Annotated in this window: 22 protein-coding genes; 9 read left to right on the top strand and 13 right to left on the bottom strand. The window is 60.3% G+C overall.

Features of this window, described 5'->3' with window-relative positions:
* Window positions 1-117: 117 nt before the first annotated feature.
* From mobB to moaA, 5 genes are all read right to left on the bottom strand, one after another.
* Window positions 118-633, bottom strand: coding sequence for a molybdopterin-guanine dinucleotide biosynthesis protein B (gene mobB / locus RBH71_RS20650; protein WP_003515585.1), 516 nt, complete (start codon window positions 631-633; stop codon window positions 118-120).
* Complete coding sequence (mobA, locus tag RBH71_RS20645) at window positions 630-1,256, bottom strand: molybdenum cofactor guanylyltransferase MobA (protein ID WP_003515582.1); 627 nt, start codon at window positions 1,254-1,256, stop codon at window positions 630-632. The genes mobB and mobA overlap by 4 nt, the downstream gene beginning before the upstream one ends.
* Window positions 1,253-2,452 (bottom strand): multidrug effflux MFS transporter, encoded by a 1,200-nt coding sequence (locus tag RBH71_RS20640; RefSeq protein WP_323687479.1) that lies wholly within the window; start codon window positions 2,450-2,452, stop codon window positions 1,253-1,255. Before RBH71_RS20640 ends, mobA begins: the two co-directional genes overlap by 4 nt.
* A gap of 1 nt (window position 2,453) precedes the next feature.
* On the bottom strand, window positions 2,454-3,422 hold the full coding sequence (locus RBH71_RS20635; protein ID WP_003515578.1) for a DMT family transporter: 969 nt from the start codon (window positions 3,420-3,422) through the stop codon (window positions 2,454-2,456).
* A gap of 153 nt (window positions 3,423-3,575) precedes the next feature.
* Window positions 3,576-4,673, bottom strand: coding sequence for a GTP 3',8-cyclase MoaA (gene moaA, locus RBH71_RS20630; protein WP_003515576.1), 1,098 nt, complete (start codon window positions 4,671-4,673; stop codon window positions 3,576-3,578).
* 85 nt (window positions 4,674-4,758) lie between these two features.
* Here moaA and RBH71_RS20625 point away from each other — a divergent pair, with 85 nt between their 5' ends.
* The 3 genes from RBH71_RS20625 (at window position 4,759) to RBH71_RS20615 (ending at window position 7,821) form a co-directional block, all read left to right on the top strand.
* Window positions 4,759-5,127, top strand: coding sequence for a gamma-butyrobetaine hydroxylase-like domain-containing protein (locus tag RBH71_RS20625; RefSeq protein ID WP_003515573.1), 369 nt, complete (start codon window positions 4,759-4,761; stop codon window positions 5,125-5,127).
* 222 nt (window positions 5,128-5,349) lie between these two features.
* Entirely contained in the window at window positions 5,350-7,161 is a 1,812-nt protein-coding gene (locus tag RBH71_RS20620) for a monovalent cation:proton antiporter-2 (CPA2) family protein (protein ID WP_003515571.1), read from the top strand.
* Window positions 7,162-7,212: 51 nt separating this feature from the next.
* Complete coding sequence (locus RBH71_RS20615; RefSeq protein ID WP_323687478.1) at window positions 7,213-7,821, top strand: pyridoxamine 5'-phosphate oxidase family protein; 609 nt, start codon at window positions 7,213-7,215, stop codon at window positions 7,819-7,821.
* Between the two features lie 151 nt (window positions 7,822-7,972).
* Here RBH71_RS20615 and RBH71_RS20610 read toward each other — a convergent pair whose 3' ends face one another.
* The 8 genes from RBH71_RS20610 to RBH71_RS20575 all read right to left on the bottom strand — a co-directional run bounded on the left by RBH71_RS20610 (window position 7,973) and on the right by RBH71_RS20575 (window position 15,665).
* Entirely contained in the window at window positions 7,973-9,043 is a 1,071-nt protein-coding gene (locus RBH71_RS20610) for a GGDEF domain-containing protein (RefSeq protein WP_003515568.1), read from the bottom strand.
* A gap of 500 nt (window positions 9,044-9,543) precedes the next feature.
* On the bottom strand, window positions 9,544-10,761 hold the full coding sequence (gene glp / locus RBH71_RS20605; RefSeq protein ID WP_003515566.1) for a gephyrin-like molybdotransferase Glp: 1,218 nt from the start codon (window positions 10,759-10,761) through the stop codon (window positions 9,544-9,546).
* Window positions 10,762-11,253, bottom strand: a complete 492-nt coding sequence (moaC, locus tag RBH71_RS20600) for a cyclic pyranopterin monophosphate synthase MoaC (protein WP_003515564.1) — start codon at window positions 11,251-11,253, stop codon at window positions 10,762-10,764. It lies immediately after the preceding gene.
* Between the two features lie 7 nt (window positions 11,254-11,260).
* Window positions 11,261-12,076: an indole-3-glycerol phosphate synthase TrpC gene (trpC, locus tag RBH71_RS20595; protein WP_003515561.1), complete on the bottom strand. Its 816-nt coding sequence runs from the start codon at window positions 12,074-12,076 to the stop codon at window positions 11,261-11,263.
* 19 nt (window positions 12,077-12,095) lie between these two features.
* Entirely contained in the window at window positions 12,096-13,130 is a 1,035-nt protein-coding gene (gene trpD / locus RBH71_RS20590; protein WP_003515560.1) for an anthranilate phosphoribosyltransferase, read from the bottom strand.
* A 16-nt stretch (window positions 13,131-13,146) separates the two neighbouring features.
* Entirely contained in the window at window positions 13,147-15,039 is a 1,893-nt protein-coding gene (locus tag RBH71_RS20585) for a peptidylprolyl isomerase (RefSeq protein ID WP_035252130.1), read from the bottom strand.
* 270 nt (window positions 15,040-15,309) lie between these two features.
* Window positions 15,310-15,444, bottom strand: a complete 135-nt coding sequence (locus tag RBH71_RS20580; RefSeq protein ID WP_003515556.1) for a hypothetical protein — start codon at window positions 15,442-15,444, stop codon at window positions 15,310-15,312.
* A gap of 41 nt (window positions 15,445-15,485) precedes the next feature.
* Entirely contained in the window at window positions 15,486-15,665 is a 180-nt protein-coding gene (locus tag RBH71_RS20575) for a hypothetical protein (protein ID WP_003515553.1), read from the bottom strand.
* Between the two features lie 418 nt (window positions 15,666-16,083).
* Here RBH71_RS20575 and coaD point away from each other — a divergent pair, with 418 nt between their 5' ends.
* From coaD to RBH71_RS20545, 6 genes are all read left to right on the top strand, one after another.
* Window positions 16,084-16,578 carry a pantetheine-phosphate adenylyltransferase gene (coaD, locus tag RBH71_RS20570; protein WP_003515552.1) on the top strand — a complete coding sequence of 165 codons (495 nt, stop codon included), beginning with the start codon at window positions 16,084-16,086 and terminating at the stop codon, window positions 16,576-16,578.
* Window positions 16,579-16,607: 29 nt separating this feature from the next.
* The gene (locus RBH71_RS20565) at window positions 16,608-17,177 is read left to right on the top strand and encodes a peptidylprolyl isomerase (protein WP_003515549.1); all 570 of its coding nucleotides are present in this window, start codon (window positions 16,608-16,610) and stop codon (window positions 17,175-17,177) included.
* Window positions 17,178-17,213: 36 nt separating this feature from the next.
* Window positions 17,214-17,723: a peptidylprolyl isomerase gene (locus RBH71_RS20560; protein WP_003515547.1), complete on the top strand. Its 510-nt coding sequence runs from the start codon at window positions 17,214-17,216 to the stop codon at window positions 17,721-17,723.
* A 194-nt stretch (window positions 17,724-17,917) separates the two neighbouring features.
* The gene (gene queA / locus RBH71_RS20555; protein ID WP_003515544.1) at window positions 17,918-19,000 is read left to right on the top strand and encodes a tRNA preQ1(34) S-adenosylmethionine ribosyltransferase-isomerase QueA; all 1,083 of its coding nucleotides are present in this window, start codon (window positions 17,918-17,920) and stop codon (window positions 18,998-19,000) included.
* On the top strand, window positions 19,000-20,130 hold the full coding sequence (tgt, locus tag RBH71_RS20550) for a tRNA guanosine(34) transglycosylase Tgt (protein ID WP_003515541.1): 1,131 nt from the start codon (window positions 19,000-19,002) through the stop codon (window positions 20,128-20,130). The genes queA and tgt overlap by 1 nt, the downstream gene beginning before the upstream one ends.
* Before the next feature lie 36 nt (window positions 20,131-20,166).
* Window positions 20,167-21,324 carry an aminodeoxychorismate synthase component I gene (locus RBH71_RS20545; RefSeq protein ID WP_003515539.1) on the top strand — a complete coding sequence of 386 codons (1,158 nt, stop codon included), beginning with the start codon at window positions 20,167-20,169 and terminating at the stop codon, window positions 21,322-21,324.
* The last annotated feature ends 113 nt before the right edge of the window (window positions 21,325-21,437 follow it).

The following is a 21,437-nucleotide window of genomic DNA, read 5'->3' as shown; positions in this document are numbered from 1 at the left end:
TCCTCACACATTCGACGTCATCCTCGGGCTTGACCCGAGGATCCATGGTGCGGTCGGTTTGCGGCCCTCGGGTCAAGCCCGAGGATGACGGAGGAGAGGAGGTTGCCGAAACGGCAGTCACGCCCTCACCAGCCCAACCGTCTTTTCGATGAAGTCCGCAATCGTGGCGGTATCGTCGAGGTCGAAGACGGGAAGGGCGGTGTCGGTCACCGCGTGGTCGGCGGCAATTGCGATGATGTGCGGATCGCTTCCGGCAAGCGGTTCGGTCTTGGCAGCTTCCAGCCGTCGCGCCTCGATCTTCGGCACCGGCTCGTATTTGTAACCCTCGATCAGTACGAGATCGCAAGGGGCGAGGCGGGCGAGGATTTCCTCGAAGGACGGTTCGGCTTCGCCGCGCAATTCATGCATGATGGCAAAGCGGGTGCCGGAGACGATGGTGACCTCGTGCGCGCCCGCCTGACGGTGACGCCAGCTATCGGCGCCAACTTTGTCGATATCGAAATCATGATGGGCATGCTTGATGGTCGAGACCCTATAGCCCCGGGCCGTCAGCTCGGTGACGATGCGGACCGCAAGGCCGGTCTTGCCCGAGTTTTTCCAGCCGGCAATACCGAAGACCTTTTGGCTCATCATGGTTCCATGCTCTCCAGATAGCTTCGAGCGAGCGCCAGTTCATCCGGCGTGTTGATGTTGAAGAACGGATCGAGGCTGCCCTTGGCCGTTTCCAGCGGCGGGAAGGCGATACCGATCGTGACGTGTCGTGCAAGATAGGCGCGGATGCGCCGGTTTGCATCGTTCTTCAGCCATTCCTCCAGATCGTCCGCGAGCGCCACGGGCCATAGCGCGAAAACCGGGTGCAACTGGCCGCTGGAGGCGGCGATGACGATTGCATCTTCGGCCATGTGTTCGCAGAGGCGGTCGACGATATCTTCGGGAAAGAACGGGCTGTCGGCGGGCACTGTCAGGAAGTGGCTTTTCCGGGCGCGATGGTTCTGGAAATGCCGCATGCCGGCGAGAACGCCAGCGAGCGGCCCGGCATGGCCGTTCACGGTGTCAGGCAGCAACGGCAGGCCAAAGCTTTCGGCCCAGCCATTCGCGGCATTGATGGTGACATCTGACACCTGTGGCGCGATGCGGCGCACGACATGGGAAAGCAGCGGTTCGTCGCCCAGCATCACGGTCGCCTTGTTGGTGCCCATCCGTCGCGACAGGCCGCCGGCAAGCACAAGACCGGGTATTTCAAATCGCGCCGTCATTGCCGCTTTTCCTGCAGCCTTACGATATAGGTGGTGAGGAGGGCGACAAGGCCGGTCGCCAGCATCACGAGAAGAAGCGGCCAGGTTCCGTCCTCTTTGGACAGAACCGAGGAGGCAAGCACGGAAAGTGCCGCACCGCCGCCGATGGTCATGGCGCCGCCAAGACCGGAGGCGGAGCCTGCCAGATGCGGCTGGACGCTGACCATGCCTGCATTGGCACTCGGCAGGGTCACACCGTTTCCGACACCAATTAGCGCAAGCGGCACGAAAAACGCATAGGGGCTTTCCGCCCCGGTTGAGATCAGCGCTATGGCTGCGACAATGCCGGCGATGGCGACGACATTGCCCGACAGCATCATGCGGGTGATGCCGATCTGGCTCGCATAACGGCCGGAGACGAAGTTGCCGAGCATGTAGCCGCTGGCCATGAAGAAGAATTGCAGGCCGAGCATGGCCGGGGCAAGGCCATAAAGCACGCTGCCGACGAAGGGGGCGCCGCCGAGAAACGAAAAGAACATGCCCGACGAGAAGGTCGAGGTCAGCGCATATCCCCAGAAGAGTGGCGAGCGCAGAAGTTCCGGCCAGGCGTGGAACTGCTGCGTAAAGCTTGCCGATCTGTTGTGATTGGTTTCGCCGAGATCAAACCAGGCGAGCACCAGAATGCCGACCCCGAGCAGGGCAAGAAGCGCAAAGCTGGATTGCCAGCCGGAGATATCGTTGAGCAGACCGCCGACCGTTGGGCCGACCATCGGCACCACCGACATGCCCATGGTCACATAGCCGATCATCGAAGCGGCCTGTTCCATAGGGACCATGTCGCGCACGATGGCGCGCGCCAGCACGAAGCCGGAAACGACGGCCGCCTGCGCCACACGCCCGAACATGAAGACGGTGATATCTGGCGCCAGCATGCAGACGAGCGTGGCGACGATCATCATCCCGATGCTGGCAAGCATGACGGGTCGGCGTCCGAAGAGATCGGATAGCGGGCCGATGAGGAGTTGCAGGCAGGCGGTGGCGGCAAGATAGCCGGACACGGCAAATTGCATCACGGCGTAATCGGTCTCGAAATGGAGCGCCATCGCTGCAAGCGAGGGCAGGAACAGGTTCATGCAAAGCGCCGCGACGCCGGCGATAACGACGAGCGTGATGATGTGGGGCGGGGTGGTGCGATCCAGAAAGCGGGCGTTTTTCATGTCATTCTCCCGCTTTTTCCGTAACGGCAGCTTTCGTTACGGACGCTGGTCGCACGGTGGTCGCGGCAGTGGGCGTGGCGGCGGAGCGCTTGGCCATCTGCGAGCGCTTGCGCAGGCTTTCACGGTAGAAGGTGTAGAGGCCCGAGCCGATGACGATCACGGCGCCGACGATCGTGAAACTGTCGATCTTTTCGTTGAAGAAGAACACGCCGATCATGAAACCCCAGAGCAGGCTGGTGTAACGGAACGGCGCGACGAAGGAGATTTCGCCGGTTCGCATTGCCAGAATGATTGCCTGGTAACCGACCAGCACCAGAACGGCAGAACCGGCCAGATGCGACAGGATCATGAAGTTCATGGGCTGCCAGCCGCCGAAGGGCTGGATCAGCAGGCCACCCACCGCCATGTTGACGGAGGCGGTAACGAAGGTGACGGCAAGCGAGGGGACATCCGCATACATCTTGCGGGTCAGAAGATCACGCGCGGCGGTGACCGCAAGCGAGGCGACGACCAGCAGCGCGCCTGAGGTGAAGCCTTCCGGGCCGGGCCGGATGATGACGAGCACGCCAATGAAGCCGACGATGATCGCCGCCCAGCGCCGCCAGCCGACGGGCTCGCGCAGGAACAGTGCGGCACCCAGCGTGACGATCAGCGGCAGGGACTGCAATATGGCCGAGGCGTTGGAAAATTCTATGAGTCCGAGCGCCGTCAGATAGAGAACGGCGGCTGTCACTTCGCAGAGACAGCGCAGGATGATGATGGGGCGCATCAGGGTTTTCAGCGGCCGGAGCGCGCCGAAGTGCCGGGCGGCGATATAAATCAGCACCACCGTCATGATGCCGCGCACGAACATGATCTGGCCGGTATTGATGTAGGGGGTGACGGATTTCGTCAGGGCGTCGTTGGCCGTAAAGCTTGCCATGGCGAGCGCCATCAGAAGGGCGCCGCGCGTATTGTCCGTCAATGCCATTTCATACTGTCCCAGACCATGCGCAGCCTAACCCCAAATTCCTCTCAGGGGTCGCCCGCCGGGCGGGACTGCGCATTCCTCCATGCTAAGAGACCTGACACGGCCAAGCCGGCATTTCAACCGCTTAAATGGGTGGGTGGACGAGAAACAGGTTCAGCCGCCGGTCACACTCATATGGCGGGCGACAGCGGGGCGCTTGTGGGTGCGGTCAATGATGAAATCATGCCCTTTCGGCTTACGCAGAATGGCCTCGTCTATGGCGCCCGAGAGATAGGCGTCGCTGTCGGAAGCGCGCAGCGCCGTGCGAAGGTCGGCGGCATCGTCCTGCCCGAGACACATATAGAGCGTACCGGTGCAGGTGAGGCGGACGCGGTTGCAGCTTTCGCAGAAATTATGGGTCATGGGTGTGATGAAACCGAGCCTGCCACCGGTTTCCTTCACCGTCACGTAGCGGGCAGGGCCGCCGGTCTGGTAGTCGTTGTCAACAAGCGTGAAGCTTTGTTCCAGATCGGCGCGCAGCCTGGAAAGCGGCAGGTAGCGATCGGTACGATCTTCCTCGATCTCGCCCATCGGCATGGTCTCGATGACAGTCAGGTCCATACCGCGACCATGGGCGAAACGCATCAGCTCGGGAATTTCAGTCTCGTTGAAGTCCTTCAGCGCGACGGCATTGAGCTTGACCTTGATGCCGGCGGCCTGTGCGGCATCCAGCCCTTCCATCACACGGTCGATATCGCCCCAGCGGGTGATCTCGCGGAATTTCTGCGGGTCCAGCGTATCGAGCGAGACGTTGATACGCCGCACGCCGCAATCGGCGAGTTCGGCGGCGAATTTCGCAAGCTGCGAACCGTTGGTGGTCAGCGTCAGCTCATCCAGCGCGCCGGTGCCAATATGGTGGCCGAGGTTCCTCACCAGCATCATGATGTTCTTGCGCACCAGCGGCTCGCCGCCGGTCAGCCTCAGCTTGCGCACGCCCCGTTGAATGAAGACGGAACAGAGCCGGTCGAGTTCCTCCAGCGTCAGAAGGTCCTTCTTCGGCAGGAAGGTCATGTGTTCGGACATGCAGTAGGTACAGCGGAAATCGCAGCGGTCTGTCACGGAAACGCGCAGATAGGTTATGGACCGGCCGAAAGGGTCCACCATCGGTGCATTGTTTTCCGTCAGGGACTGCGCTCTTTCGAGCGATCCGGGGAAACTGTTCACGTCTCCGTCCTCACTGCGCGATGCGCCGGGCACAAGATTGCCGGGCATGTGCTTTACAGGTGATGTAGTGACTTGCCTATCGCGAGGCAAGTCCGTAATTCTGACGCATAAGACGAGCTTGCGGAAGTGAAAAATGAGTGATGCCTGGCCGACTGAACTGCTTGTGTCGAAAGACCGGCGGCAACTGACCGTTTCCTTCGATGATGGAAGCGTCTATCGCCTTGGTGCCGAGATGCTGCGCGTGCTTTCACCCTCCGCGGAAGTGCAGGGCCACGGGCCGGGCCAGAAGGTCACTGTTCCCGGCAAGCGCAACGTGACGATCCGCTCCATGATGGCGACGGGCAATTATGCCGTGCGCATCGTCTTCGACGACGGCCATGACAGCGGCATCTTTACCTGGAGATATCTGAAGGAACTGGGAGAGACCGGCGACGCATCGTTTGCCGATTATGAGCGACAGCTCGCCGAAAAGGGCTTGAGCAGGGAACCGCTATCCCGGTAGGCGGGCGCAAGGCCTGCGGATACTCCCCACCCTCATTCCTGTGACAAGCACAGAAATGAGGGGAGGAGAGCAGCGGCATCTGAAGCCCGCATGCCTTATGGACAAATAACCCGTTGAATCTGCGTATCGTCCTTCTGTAAAATCATTTTCGATTTTCATACTGATGCGCTAGGAAGTGAGGGAGGGAACACCCTCGTTCTATCAATTTAAACGGGGTGATGTGTGGCGGTCGAAGCGAACGGAAATGATCTGGCCCAGGTGGTCGTGCTTTTGGCGGCGGGCGTGGTGGCCGCGCCGATTTTCAAGCGCATAGGCCTCGGTTCGGTGCTGGGTTATCTGGCCGCCGGCCTGGTGATCGGGCCATATGGCTTCGGTTTCTTCTCCGATTCGCAGGCGATCCTTCATATCGCCGAACTCGGCGTGGTGATGTTCCTGTTCATCATCGGCCTTGAAATGCAGCCGTCACGGCTGTGGTCCATGCGGCAGGATATTTTCGGGCTTGGCGCGCTGCAGGTGCTGGTCTGTATGGCGGGTCTGACGATGGTTGGCGTCAGTCTCGGCTTTCCGCTCATCATGTCATTTGTCGCCGGTACCGGCTTCGTGCTGACTTCCACGGCAATCGTCATGCAGATGCTGCAGGAACGCAACAGCATGTCCAGCCTCAAGGGCCAGCGCATCATCGCCATCCTGCTGTTTGAGGATCTCGCCATCGTGCCGCTTCTGGCGCTCGTTGCCTTCCTCGGTGCTGGTGGCGAGCACGTCACACCCTCGGAGCGCTGGATTTCCGTCGGCATCGCGCTCGCCGCCGTCGGCGCGCTCATTCTGGCCGGGCGTTATCTTCTCAACCCGTTCTTCCGCCTGCTGGCGGCGTCCGGTGCGCGCGAGGTAATGACGGCCGCGGCCCTGCTGGTGGTGCTCGGTTCGGCGCTGTTGATGCAGGTCAGCGGTCTTTCCATGGCGATGGGCGCGTTTCTGGCTGGTGTGCTGCTGTCCGAATCGTCGTTCCGCCATCAGCTGGAAGCGGATATCGAGCCGTTTCGCGGCATTCTGCTCGGCCTATTCTTTCTTGGCGTCGGCATGGCGATCGATCTTGCCGTCATCGCATCGAACTGGCAGCTCGTGGTCGTCAGCGTCGCAGGTTACATGCTGCTCAAGGCATTGCTGATCTACGGCGTGGCGCGGGCGCTCGGCACCACCAGGCGCGAAAGCCTGGAGCGGGCTGTGTTGATGGCTCAGGGTGGCGAATTCGCCTTCGTGCTCTATTCCGCCGCTGTCAGCGCCGGCATCCTCGACCGCGAAGCCAACGCCATCCTGACGGCGACCATCATCATCTCGATGGTGCTGACGCCGCTGATGGTCATTCTGCACGACCGGCTGGTGCCGGCGGCCGTTCCCAAGACCGATGATCTCGATGTGCCGGAAAATGTCGAGGGCAGCATTCTGCTGATCGGTTTCGGGCGTTTCGGCCAGATTGTCAGCCAGCCGCTTCTCGCGCGTGGCTACACGCTGTCGCTGATCGACAAGGATGCCGACTTTGTGCGCGATGCCGCGGAATTCGGTTTCAAGGTCTATTATGGCGACGGCTCACGCGCGGAAATCCTGCATGCCGCCGGGGCAAGCACCGCGCGTGCGGTGCTGATCTGCGTCGATGACAAGGAAGCCGCTGTGCGGATCGCGGAGATCGTCAAGCACGAGTTTCCGCTGGTTCCCGTTCTTGCCCGTGCCTATGACCGTGGCCACGCAATCGATCTTGTGAAGGCCGGCGTGGATTACCAGATCCGCGAGACTCTGGAATCGGCGATGAATTTCAGCGAGGAAGTGCTTGGCGCCATGGGCGAGGAGCGGGAAGATGCTGCCCGCTTGGTGGAGGAATTCCGCGACCGCGACGAGGAACGTTTCGCGATGGAAGTCGTCGGCGGTATTTATGCGGGCCGGTCGCTGATCCGCGGCAATTCCCAGCCGGCGGACCTCGTTGCTGCACGCACCGCGCGCGAGCGGGCGGAGCGGGAAAAAGCGGAAGCGGCAGAGGAATAACGCGCCCTGATTTATGGGGGGGCAGATTGATTGCAGGAGTTGGAGCGCACAATGACGGTCATTCGCACGGTTGAGGAATTGAAGGCCATTTACGATGGCACAAGCGAGGCATCTATAGCGAAGGTGACAGCCACGCTGACCGCCGAATACCGGCAGATGATCGAGGCTTCGCCATTTCTGGCGCTGGCGACTGTCGGGCCGGAAGGCATGGACTGTTCGCCGCGCGGCGACAAGGGCGGTGTGGTAAGGGTGGCCGACGACAGGACGGTGCTTTTGCCCGACTGGCGCGGCAACAACCGCGTCGATCCGCTTTTGAACATCGTGCGCGATCCACGCGTGGCGCTGATGTTCCTGATCCCGGGCTCGAATACAACGATGCGCATCAACGGCCGCGCTGTCGTTTCGGTCGCACCCGATCTGCTGCAAAGCTTCGAAATGGACGGAAAACACCCGCGCACCGTCATTGTGGTCGAAATCGACGAGGTCTATTTCCAGTGCGCGAGGGCCTTGATGCGTTCGGAACTGTGGAACCCCGACAACTTCGTGGAACCCGCGTCACTGCCCACACCCGGCAGCCTGCTCAAAGCCGCCAAGGCGGAGTTCGATCAGGAGACTTATGACCGCGAATGGGCGGTTCGGGCGGCGAAGACCATGTGGTGAGGGGTGGCGGTGCGGCTTTCGTCCTGACGAGACCAGCACATTCGCCCGTGAGCCATTGGCTTCTCTCCGCCCTCATTCCTGTGACAAGCACAGGAATGAGGGAAGAGGAGAGCGTCCGTTAACTGCGCCCCCGATAAGGACGCACGACGCCCTAGGTACGGTAGATCAGCCAGTTCTTGCCGATATAGTTCTTCTGCATGCCGTCCTCGTAAATGACGGAACGGTTCCTGCCGGTTTCCTTGGCGTGGTAAAGTGCCATATCGGCATGTCCGTAAAGTTCGCCCGGATTGTTTGCCTGCGAGGCGGAGGCGAAGCCGATCGAGATCGTCACCGTACCGTAGTCGGCGCCCGATCGTGAATTGCGGAACGGCGTGCTTTCCAGCGACAGGCGGATGCGCTCACAGATCACCATGACTTCTTCCGGCGTGTTGCCATCAAGAATGATGGCGAATTCCTCGCCGCCGCTTCTGGCGACGAAGCCGTCCTTGCGGACATTGGCGCGGATGACGGAGGCGACGGTGGCCAGTATCTTGTCGCCGACCGGGTGGCCGAACGTATCGTTGATCCGCTTGAAATGGTCGATGTCGAGCAGGATGAGCGTCGTATATTGCAGGCCGATGGAGCTGTTGTAGACGGAGGCCAGCCTGTCATCGAAAGCGCGACGGTTGGAAAGGCGCGTCAGCGAATCGGTATTGGCGATGCGCTTGTATTCATCCAGCTCCAGACGCACCTGTTGCATTTCCTCGGCATGGCGGTTGACGTCGTTGAACGCCTTTTCGCCATCGATGATTTTCGAGCCGGTGGCCTCGGCCAGCAGCGAGACCGCATTTTTCAGGATATTGGTGCTCGATACGGTCTTGTCGTCAATGCGCTGACGGGTTTCGCCGAGAATTCTGTTGTAGTTCTCGATGGAGGACTGTTCGCGCCTCAGCGTTCCGAGAAGTGCCTCCAGTTCACGCCGCAGCTTCTCATGCGCGTCGTCGATCGAGGCCGTGGGGTTGCCTTCCCCGTACCGTGAGGACAGTTCGTCCAGATCCTCCTGCGTCACCCGGTTTCCCAGTGCCGCCAGATCCCTCGTCAGCGCCGGGTTCGAGCCGATATAGGCTTCGTAAAAAAGGCTATAGTTGCGCGGGATCGGCGACACACCCATGCTCCGCATGGCGTAGGCAATCTGCCCGGCGATGTCGGGCCCCGTGGATTTGGGCGTGGATGCCGTGTTCATCAAGAAACTCCAGTGAGTCTGCTTATCGACTATGATTATTATTATGTAGGCCGTTTTGAAAAGCTTAATTTATGGGAAACTAATTTTTGTTCCCTGAAATTTGATCTTCGGCAATTTTTATCTTATTTAGCTGATAATTATAAGTAATTCTCATTTCGAGGAAGTTCCGGAGTTTTTTGATTTCTACTGCTCGTCTTGGTGCCAGCTTCGTATTTATTCTGTCAATCCCGATAGTGATTTTAGGGTGATTTATTTCGGCACAACAACGCAAGGTGATAATCGGGAGATGGTTGAGGCACGGAGTTTTTCATCTGGCAAGACGCCGCTTATAAGCAACGAACTTCTTCGCGCGTGTCCGGATACAGCAACGTTACAGTTTTTATTACGTCGTCTCAACAGGAGTGGCTGCAGCCCGTCTCATTTCTGTGACTACTTGCGGTGGAAATTGCGCAAGATTTTGAAACAATGCGTTGTTTTGTCCGCCGCCGGAATATGTCCCGTCAGGCTCTAAGCCGTATCACCGAGCATTCCGCACCTGCGTCAACTGCCGGCGCATTTGGCGGGCGCACGATCAGGCCGTCTGAATGTGCCAGTATGTTCATCATGGATGAATCCTGTTTGGCATAGGCTTCCGCCAGCAGAGCGCCGTTGCCATCGGCGCTGAAACAGGCGCGAAGATAATCCTGCCGGTGGTCGTTCGCCTTCAGCGGTGTGGCGGTTCGGGCCGTGGTGACGCGTTGCGGCGGAATGCGGCGGGCGATTCTATGGAGCAGTGGCTCGAGGAACAGCAGGCCGCAGACGAGGCTCGCGACTGGATTTCCTGGCAGGCCCAGAACCTGCATGGCATCGATGGCGCCGACCATCAGCGGTTTTCCAGGACGCATGGCAATGCGCCAGAAATCGAGCTGCATGCCTTCGGACTTAAGCGCCGCCTGAACGAGATCATGGTCGCCGACAGAGGCGCCGCCGAGCGTCACGAGCACATCGGCCTTTGCCGCGACAGCCTTGCCGATGGCGGCGCGGATCAGCGTGTCGTTATCGGGTATAATGCCGAGATCGAGAACCTCGGCACCGGCTGCCCGCGCAAGTGCGGCGACACCGAAGGTGTTCGAGGCGATGATCTGGGCGGGAAGGGGCGTGCTTCCGGGCGGCAGCAATTCGTCGCCGGTGGCAAGGATGGCGACCAGTGGCTTGCGATAGACGGCAAGCGTTGCGTGATTCATCGCCGCCGCAACGGTAAGATCGGTGAAGCAGAGTCCGCGCCCGGACTTCAAAACGGTGTCGCCCTCGGCAAAATCCTGTCCGCGCGGGCGAATGTGGCGCCCGGCGGTGATGTCGAAAGCGGTGCGGATTTTGCCCTCGCCGAGAAGCTCGGCATCTTCCTGAATGAGAATGGCATCCGCACCCGCTGGCACCGGTGCGCCGGTAAAGATACGCACGGCCTCGCCTTTACCCACCGTGCCTGGGAAAGCGTGGCCTGCGGCAGCCTGGCCTATAACGGTGAGGACTGACCCGATTTGTGGCGCATCGGCACTGCGCAGCGCATAGCCGTCCATGGCCGAGGCATCGAAAGGCGGCTGGGTCAGACGCGCCGCAAGGTCAGCCGCAAGGACGCGGCCATCGCATTCGGCGAGCGGAAGGGTTTCGCTGTCAACCACAGGAACCGCCGCCTCCAGAAGGCGCGTTACGGCCTCATCCACGGGCAGCAGTGGCTTCATTCAGGTCTCCTGTCGCCGGAAATCGCCCGACTTGCCGCCGCTCTTTTCGAGAAGGCGGATATTGACGATCTCCATCGCCTTGTCGGCGGCTTTGGCCATGTCGTAAATGGTCAGGCAGGCGATGGACACGGCGGTCAGCGCCTCCATCTCCACGCCCGTCTTGCCGGAAAGCTTCACCATGGCCTCTACCCGCAGGCCAGGCAGGGCAGCGTCTTCGGTAATGTCCACCGCCACCTTGGTCAGCATCAGCGGGTGGCAGAGCGGAATGAGGTTTGCCGTCTGCTTGGCTGCCATGATGCCCGCGAGCCGGGCTGTGCCGATGACGTCACCCTTCTTGGCATTGCCATCGCGGATGAGCGCCAGCGTTTCCGGCTTCATCTTCACGAAGCCTTCGGCAACGGCGACACGGACGGTCTCGGCTTTGTCGCCGACATCGACCATATGGGCCTCGCCGCTCGCATCGATATGGGTGAGCTTTGTCGCCTCGCTCATCGGCGCATCATTCCGCCGCCAGAACGCCGGATTGGCCGGTTAGCAGGGTTTTGGTAGCTGCCGTCACATCGTCCTTGCGCATCAGGCTTTCGCCGACGAGGAAGGTGCTGATGCCGCTCTTTTCGAGGCGCTGGCAATCCTCATAGGTGAAGATGCCGCTTTCGCCGACCAGCAGCTTATCGGCGGGCACGAGGCCAGCCAGTTTCTCGCTGGTTTCGAGGCTGACCTCGAAAGTGCGCAGATTGCGGTTATTGATGCCGAGAAGCGGCGAGGCGAGCTTCAGCGCCCGTTCGGTTTCTTCCGCATCATGCACCTCGACCAGCACGTCCATGCCGAGTGAAAAAGCCTCGTCTTCAAGGCGTTTCGCCTCATCGTCGGAAAGAGACGCCATGATGAGCAGGATGCAGTCCGCGCCCCAGGCGCGGGCCTCATGCACCTGATAGGTGTCGAACATGAAATCCTTGCGCAGCGCAGGCAGCGCGCAGGCATTGCGGGCAGCCGTCAGAAATTCCGGCGCACCCTGAAAGCTCGGCGTGTCCGTCAGCACGGAAAGACAGGCGGCGCCACCAGCCTCATAGGCGGCGGCCAGTGCCGGCGGATCGAAATCCGGGCGGATCAGCCCCTTGGAGGGGCTGGCCTTCTTGATTTCGGCAATCAGACCGAATTTGCCCTCAGCCTGCTTTGTCCGCAGCGCTTTGTAAAAACCGCGCGGCGCAGTCTGGCCTGCGGCCATCGCCTTGAGATCGGCAAGTGAAACCCTGGCCTTGGCGGCGGCAATTTCCTCGCGCTTGTAAATCTCGATATTTTTCAGAATGTCGCTCATGGTTTCGCTCTCATTCCTTTTAGTGGTCGGCCTGCCCGGAGACTGTTTCATTGGAGACGGCGACCAGGCGGTCGAGCGCTGCCGCCGCCGCGCCGCTGTCGAGCGCTAGGCTCACGGTCGTCATCGCCTCGCCAAGCGTTTCGGCCTTGCCGGCAATGACGAGGGCTGCCGCGGCGTTGCACAGCGATACGTCGCGATAGGCGTTGCGCTTGCCGGACAGAACCTCGCGAAGTGCCGCTGCATTGGCAATGCCGTCGCCACCCTTGAGGTCTGCCATGGAAGCGGGTTCAACACCGAAATCCTTCGGCGTCAGGTCGAAGGTGCGGATCTTGCCGTTTTCAAGCGCCGCCACATGGGTGACGCCTGTCGTCGTGACTTCATCCATGCCGTCGCCATGTACGACCCAGATGCTTTCCGAGCCCAGATCGCGCAGCACTTCGGCAAGCGGCACCAGCCAGCGCGGCGAAAAGACGCCGAGCAATTGGCGCTTCGCGCCCGCCGGGTTGGAAAGCGGGCCGAGCAGGTTGAAGATGGTGCGCGTGCCAAGTTCGACGCGGCTTGGACCGACATGGCGCATGGCGGAATGGTGCAGCTGCGCGAACATGAAGCCGAGTCCTGCCTCACTGATGCAGCGGGCGATAAGGTCAGGGCCGATATCCAGCTTCACGCCGAGCGCGGACAGCGCATCCGCCGTGCCGGATTTGGAGCTTAGCGCCCGGTTACCGTGCTTGGCAACGGGAAGGCCCGTGCCGGCAACGATGATCGAGGCGAGCGTCGAGATATTGTAGGTGCCGATGCCGTCACCGCCGGTTCCGACGATGTCGATCGCGTTTTCGGGGGCCGAAACCGGCAGCATGCGCGCGCGCATGGAGGAGACGGCGCCGACAATCTCGTCCACCGTCTCGCCGCGCACGCGCAGTGCCATGAGGAAACCGCCGATCTGCGACGGGGTTGCTTCGCCCGACATCAGAATGTCGAAAGCGGCCCGCGATTCCTCACGGTTCAGGCTTTCCCCGTTTGCGACCTTGGCGATCAGCGGTTTCAGTTCGGCCATCGTTTCCGCCCCCCGGTTAGAAGCCGACCATCGCCTGATCGGCGAGGGCCTGATTGATGGTCACACCGTAGTCGTTCTGAAGGCGGTTGACCATCTGGTCGAGCATGTCGTCGCCGGCCGCGCGGGCGATGGCGGCGAACTGCTGATCGTCATTGGCAAGCGCATCGGCAGGGGCGTTGGTGTCGACTGCCGTGACCTTGAAGAGGATGCGGCTGGAACCATCGGCGTCTGCCGCGGTGCCCGCCATGCCTTCAGCGCCGGAGAATACCGCCGTAATCGTCTGGCGACCGAAAATCGCGTCCTCGCTGGTGCGGCGCAGGCCGGATTTCTGCTCGACGGCAAGGCCGAGTTCGCCAGCCACCGCTGCCAGTGTCTCGCCCTTTTCAACGCGTGCCTTCAGCTCGTCGGCCTTGGTGGCAAGCGCCGTGCGCTGCTGCTCTGCCGTCCAGTCGGCCACGACATCGTCGCGCACTTCGGCAAGCGTGCGGTCGCGGGCGGGGATGATCTGATCGACGTCGAACCAGATGTAGCCTTCGCGGCCGAGATTGATCGGCAGGGCTTCGGTGCCGGGTTCGGTCTTGAAGACTTCCTGGGCAAGCTGCGGCGAGGGCAGGTCCTGAATGGCGTCGCCCTTTTCATCAAGACCGGCGGCATCGATGGCGTCGATGGTGACGGGCTTGAGGTTCAGCTGCTTTGCCGCATCGGCAAGCGAGGAGCCGCCGGCACGCAGGTCTTCGTAACGGTCATGCACATTGGTGACTTCTTCGGCTGCAGCAGCGGTGGCGAGGTCCTTGCGGATGTCCTCTTTCGCTTCTTCCAGCGTGCGGGTGGTTTCCGGCTTGATGCCGGTGATGCGCAGGATGACCGGGCCGAAGGAGCCTGCCACGACCGGAGACACGCCGCCATCCTTCTGGACGGCGAAAGCAGCATCGGCAATCGACTGGTCGGGGATCGTGTCCTTGGTGAATTCGCCAAGCGTCACGTCGGAGGCGGTCTTGCCCTGATCCTTAACCACCTGATCATAGGTGGTGTTGCCGAGGCGGATCTGCTCCGCGGCGGCTTCTGCCATTTCCTTTTCCGGGAAGGTCAGCTGCTCGACGGTGCGGCGACCGGCGGTGCGGAAGCTGTCCTTGTGGCTGTTGTAATAGTCGGCGATCTGCGCATCCGTCACCGAAGCCTGATCGGCAATGTCCGATGGTTCCAGCTTCACATAGGTGAACTTGCGGAATTCGGGCGCGCGATATTTCGCCTTGTTGGTTTCAAACCAGGGTGCAAGCACGTCGTCGCCCGGCGCCTTGACCGGCGCAATGACGGCGTTGGACAGGATGACGTAATCGACCGAGCGCTGTTCGTTGCGGTATTGCTTGAGTGCGTCCACCAGTACCTGCGGTGCCTTGAAACCATCGGAAACGGCTTCAACGATCTGGCTTCTGACCGCGACCTTGCTGCGTTCCTTGATATAGTCGTCTTCGCGCAGGCCGGAGTTGCGCAGCCGTTCGGTGAACAGGGTGCGATCGAACTGACCATTAACCGATTTGAATGCCGGGTCTTCTGCGATGAGATTGGCGAGGCGGTCTTCCGAAAGGCCGAGATTCATCTTCGACGCCAGTTCGTCCAGCGAGGCACCCGCCGCAAGCTGGCTGAACACCTGACGGTCGATGCCGAAGGCCTTGGCCTGCTCGGTGGTCAGTCTCGCACCGAACTGGCGGCTGAGATCGGAAACCTGACGCTGATAGGCGAGGCGGAATTCCTGCGGGCTGACCGTCTGGTCGCCGACGGTCATGACCGCATGCGAATTGGAGGTGACGAGTGATGCGGAGACGCCCCAGACGCCAAACGAAACAACAAGCAGGAGAAGCAGCAGCTTGGCTGCCATGGTTCGAGAAGCATTTCTCAGGGAATCGAGCATCGTTATGCAAACCTCACAGGAACGTCATTGCGGTCGCCAGCCGTCCGGCCCGCAACGTATGGGCGTTCCTTAAATCAATCCAATGGGAAATTGAAGGGAATTTGCCTTGGAAAAACGGGGTTTTGAAAACGCTTATGTGATTGGGGCTAGGTTTTTACGCCTTCATCTTCGCCATACTGGCCCTTAAGGCGGCAAAATAAAACCGCCCGGAGCGTCCAGGCGGTTGCGGAGAACCATATTCTGAAAGACGGCTAAGTCTGATGGTTGCGGTCAGAACGCGCGGTTGCGTCTTACCGAGGCCTTGAATTCCTCGTCTTCACGTCGCATCTCGGCGACGGCGGAGATCATTGACGTCACGAACATGATGCTGATCAGGGCAAGAAGCAGAGTCAGGAATGTGAACATGATATCATCTCCGTTGGTAGCGAGGAAATCCTAGTTCCTCATCAGTAATAGGTCATGGACTGGTAGCGGGCGGTCATCTGCGGATAGTCCGGTCCCTGGGCGGCAGGCTTCTGATCATAAAGGCTAAACGTTGTTGCTACCATTGCGATGACCAGCACTGTCCAGGCGGTGCTGATGACGCTGATTTTCGCCGAAGTAGACTGTTTTTCTCTTACAAACATCTGTCTGTTCCTTTGGTTTGATATTAACGCGCCACGTCCAATCATGTTCCGCGTCAACCTTAAAAATCGATTAGCATCGCGCCTGTGAAACTTCCTTGAATGGCTTGTTCATCTGGCGTTCAGGAAACCGGCGACTGGCCTCATTCGAGGAAAAGATACTCGGCTGCGAATGATGCGATGACCGAAAAGACGATCATAAAGGCCAGCATTTTCATTTCTCCGGGGGCTTAACGAGGTGAGGGGCATTTCGGTTTCCCGATGCCGTGTATTTATATAAATGAGCCCTGAAACCGCACTGAACGGCGCATTCATCCGTTGTTCAGACCGCACCGGGAGGGCGTCCGGGTTGTAAAAGTCTTGCGCCGCGCCCATCTCCATGACAAAAGGCGGCACATAACGCCCACCACTTGAGAGCGATATGACGATTGCCTTTTATCCAGGATCCTTCGATCCGATGACCAACGGACATCTGGATGTGCTTATCCAGGCGCTGAACGTGGCGTCCAAAGTCATCGTCGCCGTCGGCATCCATCCCGGAAAAGCACCGCTGTTCAGCTTCGAGGAGCGGGCGACGCTGATAAGCCGGGCGCTTTCTGAAAGCCTGCCTGGTGAAGCGGCGCGCGTCGAGGTCGTTTCCTTCGACAATCTGGTCGTCGATGCAGCCCGCCAGCATGGCGCGCGCCTTCTTCTGCGCGGCCTGCGTGACGGCACCGATCTCGATTATGAAATGCAGATGGCCGGCATGAACCGCCAGATGGCACCTGATATACAGACCGTGTTCCTGCCGGCGGGTACGTCGTCGCGACCCATTACAGCCACATTGGTCCGGCAGATCGCCGCCATGGGCGGCAATGTGGATGCCTTCGTTCCCAAAGCCGTGCTTGAAGCCCTCAACGCCAAGCTGAAGCGCTGACTTCAGCCTCACATTCCGGAGCCAATCCAATGAAACTCGTTCGATTTGCCTTTGCCGGCGCCCTGTTTGCGGGCGCGCTTGCCGCCAGCACCTTCGCTTCGGCTGCCGAATTCCTGACCGTCCAGCTGAAGGACGGCCCCGTCGTCATCGAACTGATGCCTGAAGTCGCGCCCAAGCACGTGGCGCAGATTGAAGCGCTGGCGAAAAAGGGCGCCTATGACAACGTGGCCTTCCACCGCGTCATTGACGGTTTCATGGCGCAGACCGGCGATGTGCAGTACGGCAACATGGAGAAGGGCTTCAACGCCCAGCGTGCCGGCACCGGCGGCTCTGACCTGGCCGACATTCCGGCTGAGTTCTCCAAGACACCATTCACGCGCGGCGTTGTCGGCATGGCCCGTTCCAGCGATCCGAATTCCGCCAATTCGCAGTTCTTCATCATGTTTGCCGACGGTCCGTTCCTGAACGGCCAGTACACCGTGGTCGGCAAGGTCGTGTCCGGCATGGAAGCCGTGGACAAGATCAAGCGTGGCGCCGGCGGCAACGGCGAAGTTTCCAACCCCGACCGGATGATCAAGGTCACCGTCGGCAAGAAGTAAGGTAGGGCAATAGAGCCCGAACAGAGGAGAATAATCATGGCCGAGATCAAGGATCCGGAAAACACCATCATCATGGAAACGACGACCGGCAAGGTCGTGATCCAGCTGCTTCCGGAAGTTGCTCCGGGCCACGTTGCCCGTATCAAGGAACTGGTATCGGAAGGCGCTTACGACGGCGTCGTGTTCCACCGCGTCATCGAAGACTTCATGGCCCAGACGGGCGATGTGAAGTTCGGCAAGAAGGGTTCGGAAAGCTTCAACCCGGCCCGCGCCGGCATGGGCGGCTCCGAGAAGCCTGACCTCAAGGCTGAATTCTCGGCTATTTCCCACGTACGCGGCACCTGCTCGATGGCCCGTTCGCAGAGCCCGAACTCCGCCAACTCGCAGTTCTTCATCTGCTTCACCGATTCGCCGTGGCTGAACAAGCAGTACACCGTGTGGGGCCAGGTCATCGAAGGCATGGAAGCCATCGACAAGGTCAAGCGCGGCGAGCCTGTGAAGGACCCCGATTCGATCGTTTCGATGAAGCTTGCTTCGGCGGCCTGATAATAGCGTATAAAGTGTTTACCCGCTCCGCAGGAAACTGCGGGGCGTTTCACATTGATGATGGCGTCAACCTCTCAGACCTCATCCTCGCGACAAGCCGAGGATGACTTCGAGTGTAGTCGGAAGCCTTGTCATCACCCACCACCCGCCCCATGCCATGCAGGGCGGGTTTTGATATTTCGAGAGCCATTGCAATGCGCGTAGACCTGTTCGATTTCGATCTCCCCGAGGACAATATCGCCCTTCGCCCGGCGAACCCGCGCGATAGTGCGCGTCTTCTCGTGGTCGATCCGAATGCGAACCACATGGAAGACCGCATCGTATCCGACCTGACTTCCTTCCTGAAGCCCGGCGACGCGCTGGTATTCAACGACACCCGCGTTATTCCAGCCCAGCTTGAAGGCGTGCGGCTGCGCGAAGGTGCGCCTGAAACGGCAGTTTCAGCCACGCTGCACATGCGCGCCGACCAGTCGCGCTGGAAGGCTTTCGCGCGGCCGGGCAAGCGCATCAAGCAGGGGGACCGCATCCGTTTCGGTTACGAGCGCGACAATGCCTGCGGCCTTGCCCATCTGGAGGCCACCGTCGAGGAAAAGGGTGAGGAGGGCGAGATCACGCTGCTGTTCGACGTTTCCGGACCTGTTCTGGACGAGGCGATCGCCTCCGTCGGCCATATTCCTTTGCCGCCCTATATTGCCGCGAAGCGCCCGGAAGATGCGCAGGACCAGACCGATTACCAGACAATTTATGCCCGCGAGAAGGGCGCCGTTGCCGCACCAACTGCCGGCCTGCATTTCACGCCCGATCTGTTTGCGGCGCTGGACGAAGCCGGCATCGAGCGACATTTCGTGACACTTCACGTTGGGGCAGGCACCTTCCTTCCAGTTAAGGCCGACGATACCGACGATCACAAGATGCATTTCGAGATCGGCCATGTTTCGCAAGAGACTGCAGCAAAGCTCAATGCCGTCAAGGCGCGCGGCGGGCGGATCGTTTCTGTCGGCACCACTTCGCTGCGGCTTATCGAAAGCGCCACTGATGAGAATGGCGTCATTCAGCCATGGTCGGGCGCGACGGGCATCTTCATCACGCCCGGATACCGTTTCCGCGCGGTCGATATTCTGATGACCAATTTCCACCTGCCGAAATCGACGCTGTTCATGCTCGTTTCGGCTTTTTGCGGTCTCGAGACGATGCGTGCCGCTTATGCGCATGCCATCGAAACCGGATACCGTTTTTATTCCTATGGCGATTCCAGCCTGTTGTTCCGGAAGAACTGATGCACGACAAATTCACTTTTACCCTGAAAGCCACGAGCGGAGGCGCCCGCCTTGGCGAAGTCGCCATGCCGCGCGGCGTCATCCGCACACCTGCCTTCATGCCTGTTGGCACTGTCGGTACTGTCAAGGCCATGTATCTCGACCAGGTGCGCGAGCTCGGGGCCGATATCATTCTCGGCAATACCTATCACCTGATGCTGCGGCCCGGCCCGGAGCGCGTGGCAAGGCTTGGCGGGTTGCATGAGCTTATCCGCTGGCCGCATCCGATCCTCACCGACAGCGGTGGCTTCCAGGTCATGTCGCTTTCAGGCCTGCGCAAGCTGGACGAGAAGGGTGTGACCTTCAAGAGCCATGTGGACGGTTCGCTGCACCATATGTCGCCGGAACGCTCGATCGAAATTCAGGGCATGCTTGATTCGGACATCCAGATGCAGCTCGATGAATGCATCGCGCTGCCGGCCGAGCGCAAGGAAATCGAGCGCGCCATGGAAATGTCGCTGCGCTGGGCGGAGCGTTGCCGCGTCGCCTTCGGTGAACAGCCCGGCAAGGCCATGTTCGGCATTGTGCAGGGCGGCGACCAGCCGGATCTGCGCATTCGCTCCGCCGAAGGGCTGAAGCAGCTTGATCTCAAGGGTTACGCTGTCGGCGGCCTTGCCGTCGGCGAGCCGCAGGATGTGATGCTGGGCATGCTCGACATCACGCTGCCGGTGCTGCCCACCGAAAAGCCGCGTTACCTGATGGGCGTCGGTACGCCTGACGATATTCTGAAATCGGTGGCGCGCGGCATCGACATGTTCGACTGCGTGATGCCGACCCGTTCCGGTCGTCACGGGCTTGCCTTCACCCGTCGCGGCAGGGTCAATATCCGCAATGCCCGCCATGCGGAGGATATGCGGCCGCTCGATGAGCAGTCAAACTGCCCGGCCTCGCGTGATTACTCCCGCGCCTATCTGCATCATCTTACGCGCTCCAACGAGGCGCTGGGCGGTATGCTGCTCTCCTGGCACAATCTTGCCTATTATCAGGAGCTGATGCAGGGTATCCGCAAGTCGATCGAGGAAGGCCGTTTCGCCGATTTTTATGCGGAAACCATAGAGATGTGGGCGCGGGGCGACATAGACCCGATCTGATTTTTCCCGACCCTTTCTCCTGTTCGGACGCTTTCCTTGGCACATGCGCCTTACGTTCTTTTCCGGGATGACACGACCGGCACGGTGACAGCCTTCACCGAGCCGGAGGAGATCATCGTCGCGGATGAGCCAGAGGCGTTTTTCGCGGCGCTGAAACGCATGGAGCAGCTGCGCCGCGCCGGGAAATACCTTGCCGGCTATATGTCCTACGAGGCGGGTTTCCTGTTCGAGCCGAAACTTGCGGACTTTGCTGCCGAGCCTCGCAACGTGCCGTTCCTTCGCTTCGGCGTCTTTTCCGGCCCACAGCCGGATGAGGGGCGATTTGCACGGCCCGAAAGTCTGCCTGATGCCGATGCGTTTCTGTCCGATCCCGCGCCCGTATGGAGCCTTGAAGACTATTGCCAGCGCTTCGAGCGGCTGCACGGGCATCTGCGTCGCGGCGACTGTTATCAGGGCAATCTGACGATGCCCGTTCATGCTCGCTGGAGCGGCGATCCGCTCACGGCTTTCTGGTCGCTGGTCGCGCGCCAGCCGGTTAAATATGGCGCGCTGGTCGATCTCGGTGGACCGGTGATCCTGTCGCGCTCACCGGAACTGTTTTTCTCGGTGGACGGGGAAGGTTTCATTGAAACCCATCCGATGAAGGGAACGACGCCGCGCGGTGCGAATGCGCAAGAGGACCGGGCGATCATCGCGGCGATGCTTGAGGATGAAAAGACGCTTGCCGAAAACCGCATGATCGTCGATCTCCTGCGCAACGATATTTCCCGCATCACCGAAGTCGGCAGCCTCCATGTGCCGCGACTGTTCGATATCGAGACCTATCCCACCGTGCACCAGATGGTCAGCCATGTGCGCGCGAAGCTTTTGCCTGACGTGACGGTGGAGGATATTTTCGCGGCGCTTTTTCCCTGCGGTTCGGTAACCGGCGCGCCGAAAATGTGGGCGATGAAGATCCTGCGCGAGCTGGAACAGACGCCGCGCGACGCCTATTGCGGTGCTATCGGTTTCATGTCTCCTAATGGTGAAATGCGCTTTTCGGTGGCGATCCGCACGCTGACCCTGTTCGATGGCGGCCGCGCGATCTTCAATGTCGGCGGCGGCATCGTTTTCGATTCGGATGCCGAGTCGGAATATGATGAGTGTCTGCTGAAATCGAAATTCGCGGTTGGGGACAGGCTGTTACGGGGGTGATCTCCTTTCCTGTGACTAGCACAGGAATGAGGGAGGTTGGAGGAGGCTCCGAGGTAAGCAGCCAAAAGTGTGCCCTTAGGAAAACCGGGTACGGGTTTCGCGACCACACATCC

The sequence above is a fragment of the Rhizobium sp. AN68 genome (genome assembly GCF_030758035.1).
In the GTDB taxonomy this organism is placed as follows: Bacteria; Pseudomonadota; Alphaproteobacteria; order Rhizobiales; family Rhizobiaceae; genus Agrobacterium; species Agrobacterium tumefaciens.
Note: the sequence above shows the minus strand (reverse complement) of the source record. Positions and strands in the feature narration are given on the sequence as shown.

Excerpts from the sequence above, each read along its gene's own strand:
- glp (WP_003515566.1), bottom strand. The coding sequence starts at position 10,761 with ATGAAGCCACTGCTGCCCGTGGATGAGGCCGTAACGCGCCTTCTGGAG.
- tgt (WP_003515541.1), top strand. The coding sequence starts at position 19,000 with ATGCACGACAAATTCACTTTTACCCTGAAAGCCACGAGCGGAGGCGCC.
- RBH71_RS20585 (WP_035252130.1), bottom strand. The coding sequence starts at position 15,039 with ATGCTCGATTCCCTGAGAAATGCTTCTCGAACCATGGCAGCCAAGCTG.
- RBH71_RS20560 (WP_003515547.1), top strand. The coding sequence starts at position 17,214 with ATGGCCGAGATCAAGGATCCGGAAAACACCATCATCATGGAAACGACG.
- RBH71_RS20565 (WP_003515549.1), top strand. The coding sequence starts at position 16,608 with ATGAAACTCGTTCGATTTGCCTTTGCCGGCGCCCTGTTTGCGGGCGCG.
- RBH71_RS20625 (WP_003515573.1), top strand. The coding sequence starts at position 4,759 with ATGAGTGATGCCTGGCCGACTGAACTGCTTGTGTCGAAAGACCGGCGG.
- coaD (WP_003515552.1), top strand. The coding sequence starts at position 16,084 with ATGACGATTGCCTTTTATCCAGGATCCTTCGATCCGATGACCAACGGA.
- RBH71_RS20615 (WP_323687478.1), top strand. The coding sequence starts at position 7,213 with ATGACGGTCATTCGCACGGTTGAGGAATTGAAGGCCATTTACGATGGC.
- mobA (WP_003515582.1), bottom strand. The coding sequence starts at position 1,256 with ATGACGGCGCGATTTGAAATACCCGGTCTTGTGCTTGCCGGCGGCCTG.
- RBH71_RS20575 (WP_003515553.1), bottom strand. The coding sequence starts at position 15,665 with ATGTTTGTAAGAGAAAAACAGTCTACTTCGGCGAAAATCAGCGTCATC.
- moaA (WP_003515576.1), bottom strand. The coding sequence starts at position 4,673 with ATGCCCGGCAATCTTGTGCCCGGCGCATCGCGCAGTGAGGACGGAGAC.
- RBH71_RS20635 (WP_003515578.1), bottom strand. The coding sequence starts at position 3,422 with ATGGCATTGACGGACAATACGCGCGGCGCCCTTCTGATGGCGCTCGCC.
- RBH71_RS20580 (WP_003515556.1), bottom strand. The coding sequence starts at position 15,444 with ATGTTCACATTCCTGACTCTGCTTCTTGCCCTGATCAGCATCATGTTC.
- mobB (WP_003515585.1), bottom strand. The coding sequence starts at position 633 with ATGATGAGCCAAAAGGTCTTCGGTATTGCCGGCTGGAAAAACTCGGGC.
- trpC (WP_003515561.1), bottom strand. The coding sequence starts at position 12,076 with ATGAGCGACATTCTGAAAAATATCGAGATTTACAAGCGCGAGGAAATT.
- RBH71_RS20640 (WP_323687479.1), bottom strand. The coding sequence starts at position 2,452 with ATGAAAAACGCCCGCTTTCTGGATCGCACCACCCCGCCCCACATCATC.
- RBH71_RS20610 (WP_003515568.1), bottom strand. The coding sequence starts at position 9,043 with ATGAACACGGCATCCACGCCCAAATCCACGGGGCCCGACATCGCCGGG.
- queA (WP_003515544.1), top strand. The coding sequence starts at position 17,918 with ATGCGCGTAGACCTGTTCGATTTCGATCTCCCCGAGGACAATATCGCC.
- trpD (WP_003515560.1), bottom strand. The coding sequence starts at position 13,130 with ATGGCCGAACTGAAACCGCTGATCGCCAAGGTCGCAAACGGGGAAAGC.
- moaC (WP_003515564.1), bottom strand. The coding sequence starts at position 11,253 with ATGAGCGAGGCGACAAAGCTCACCCATATCGATGCGAGCGGCGAGGCC.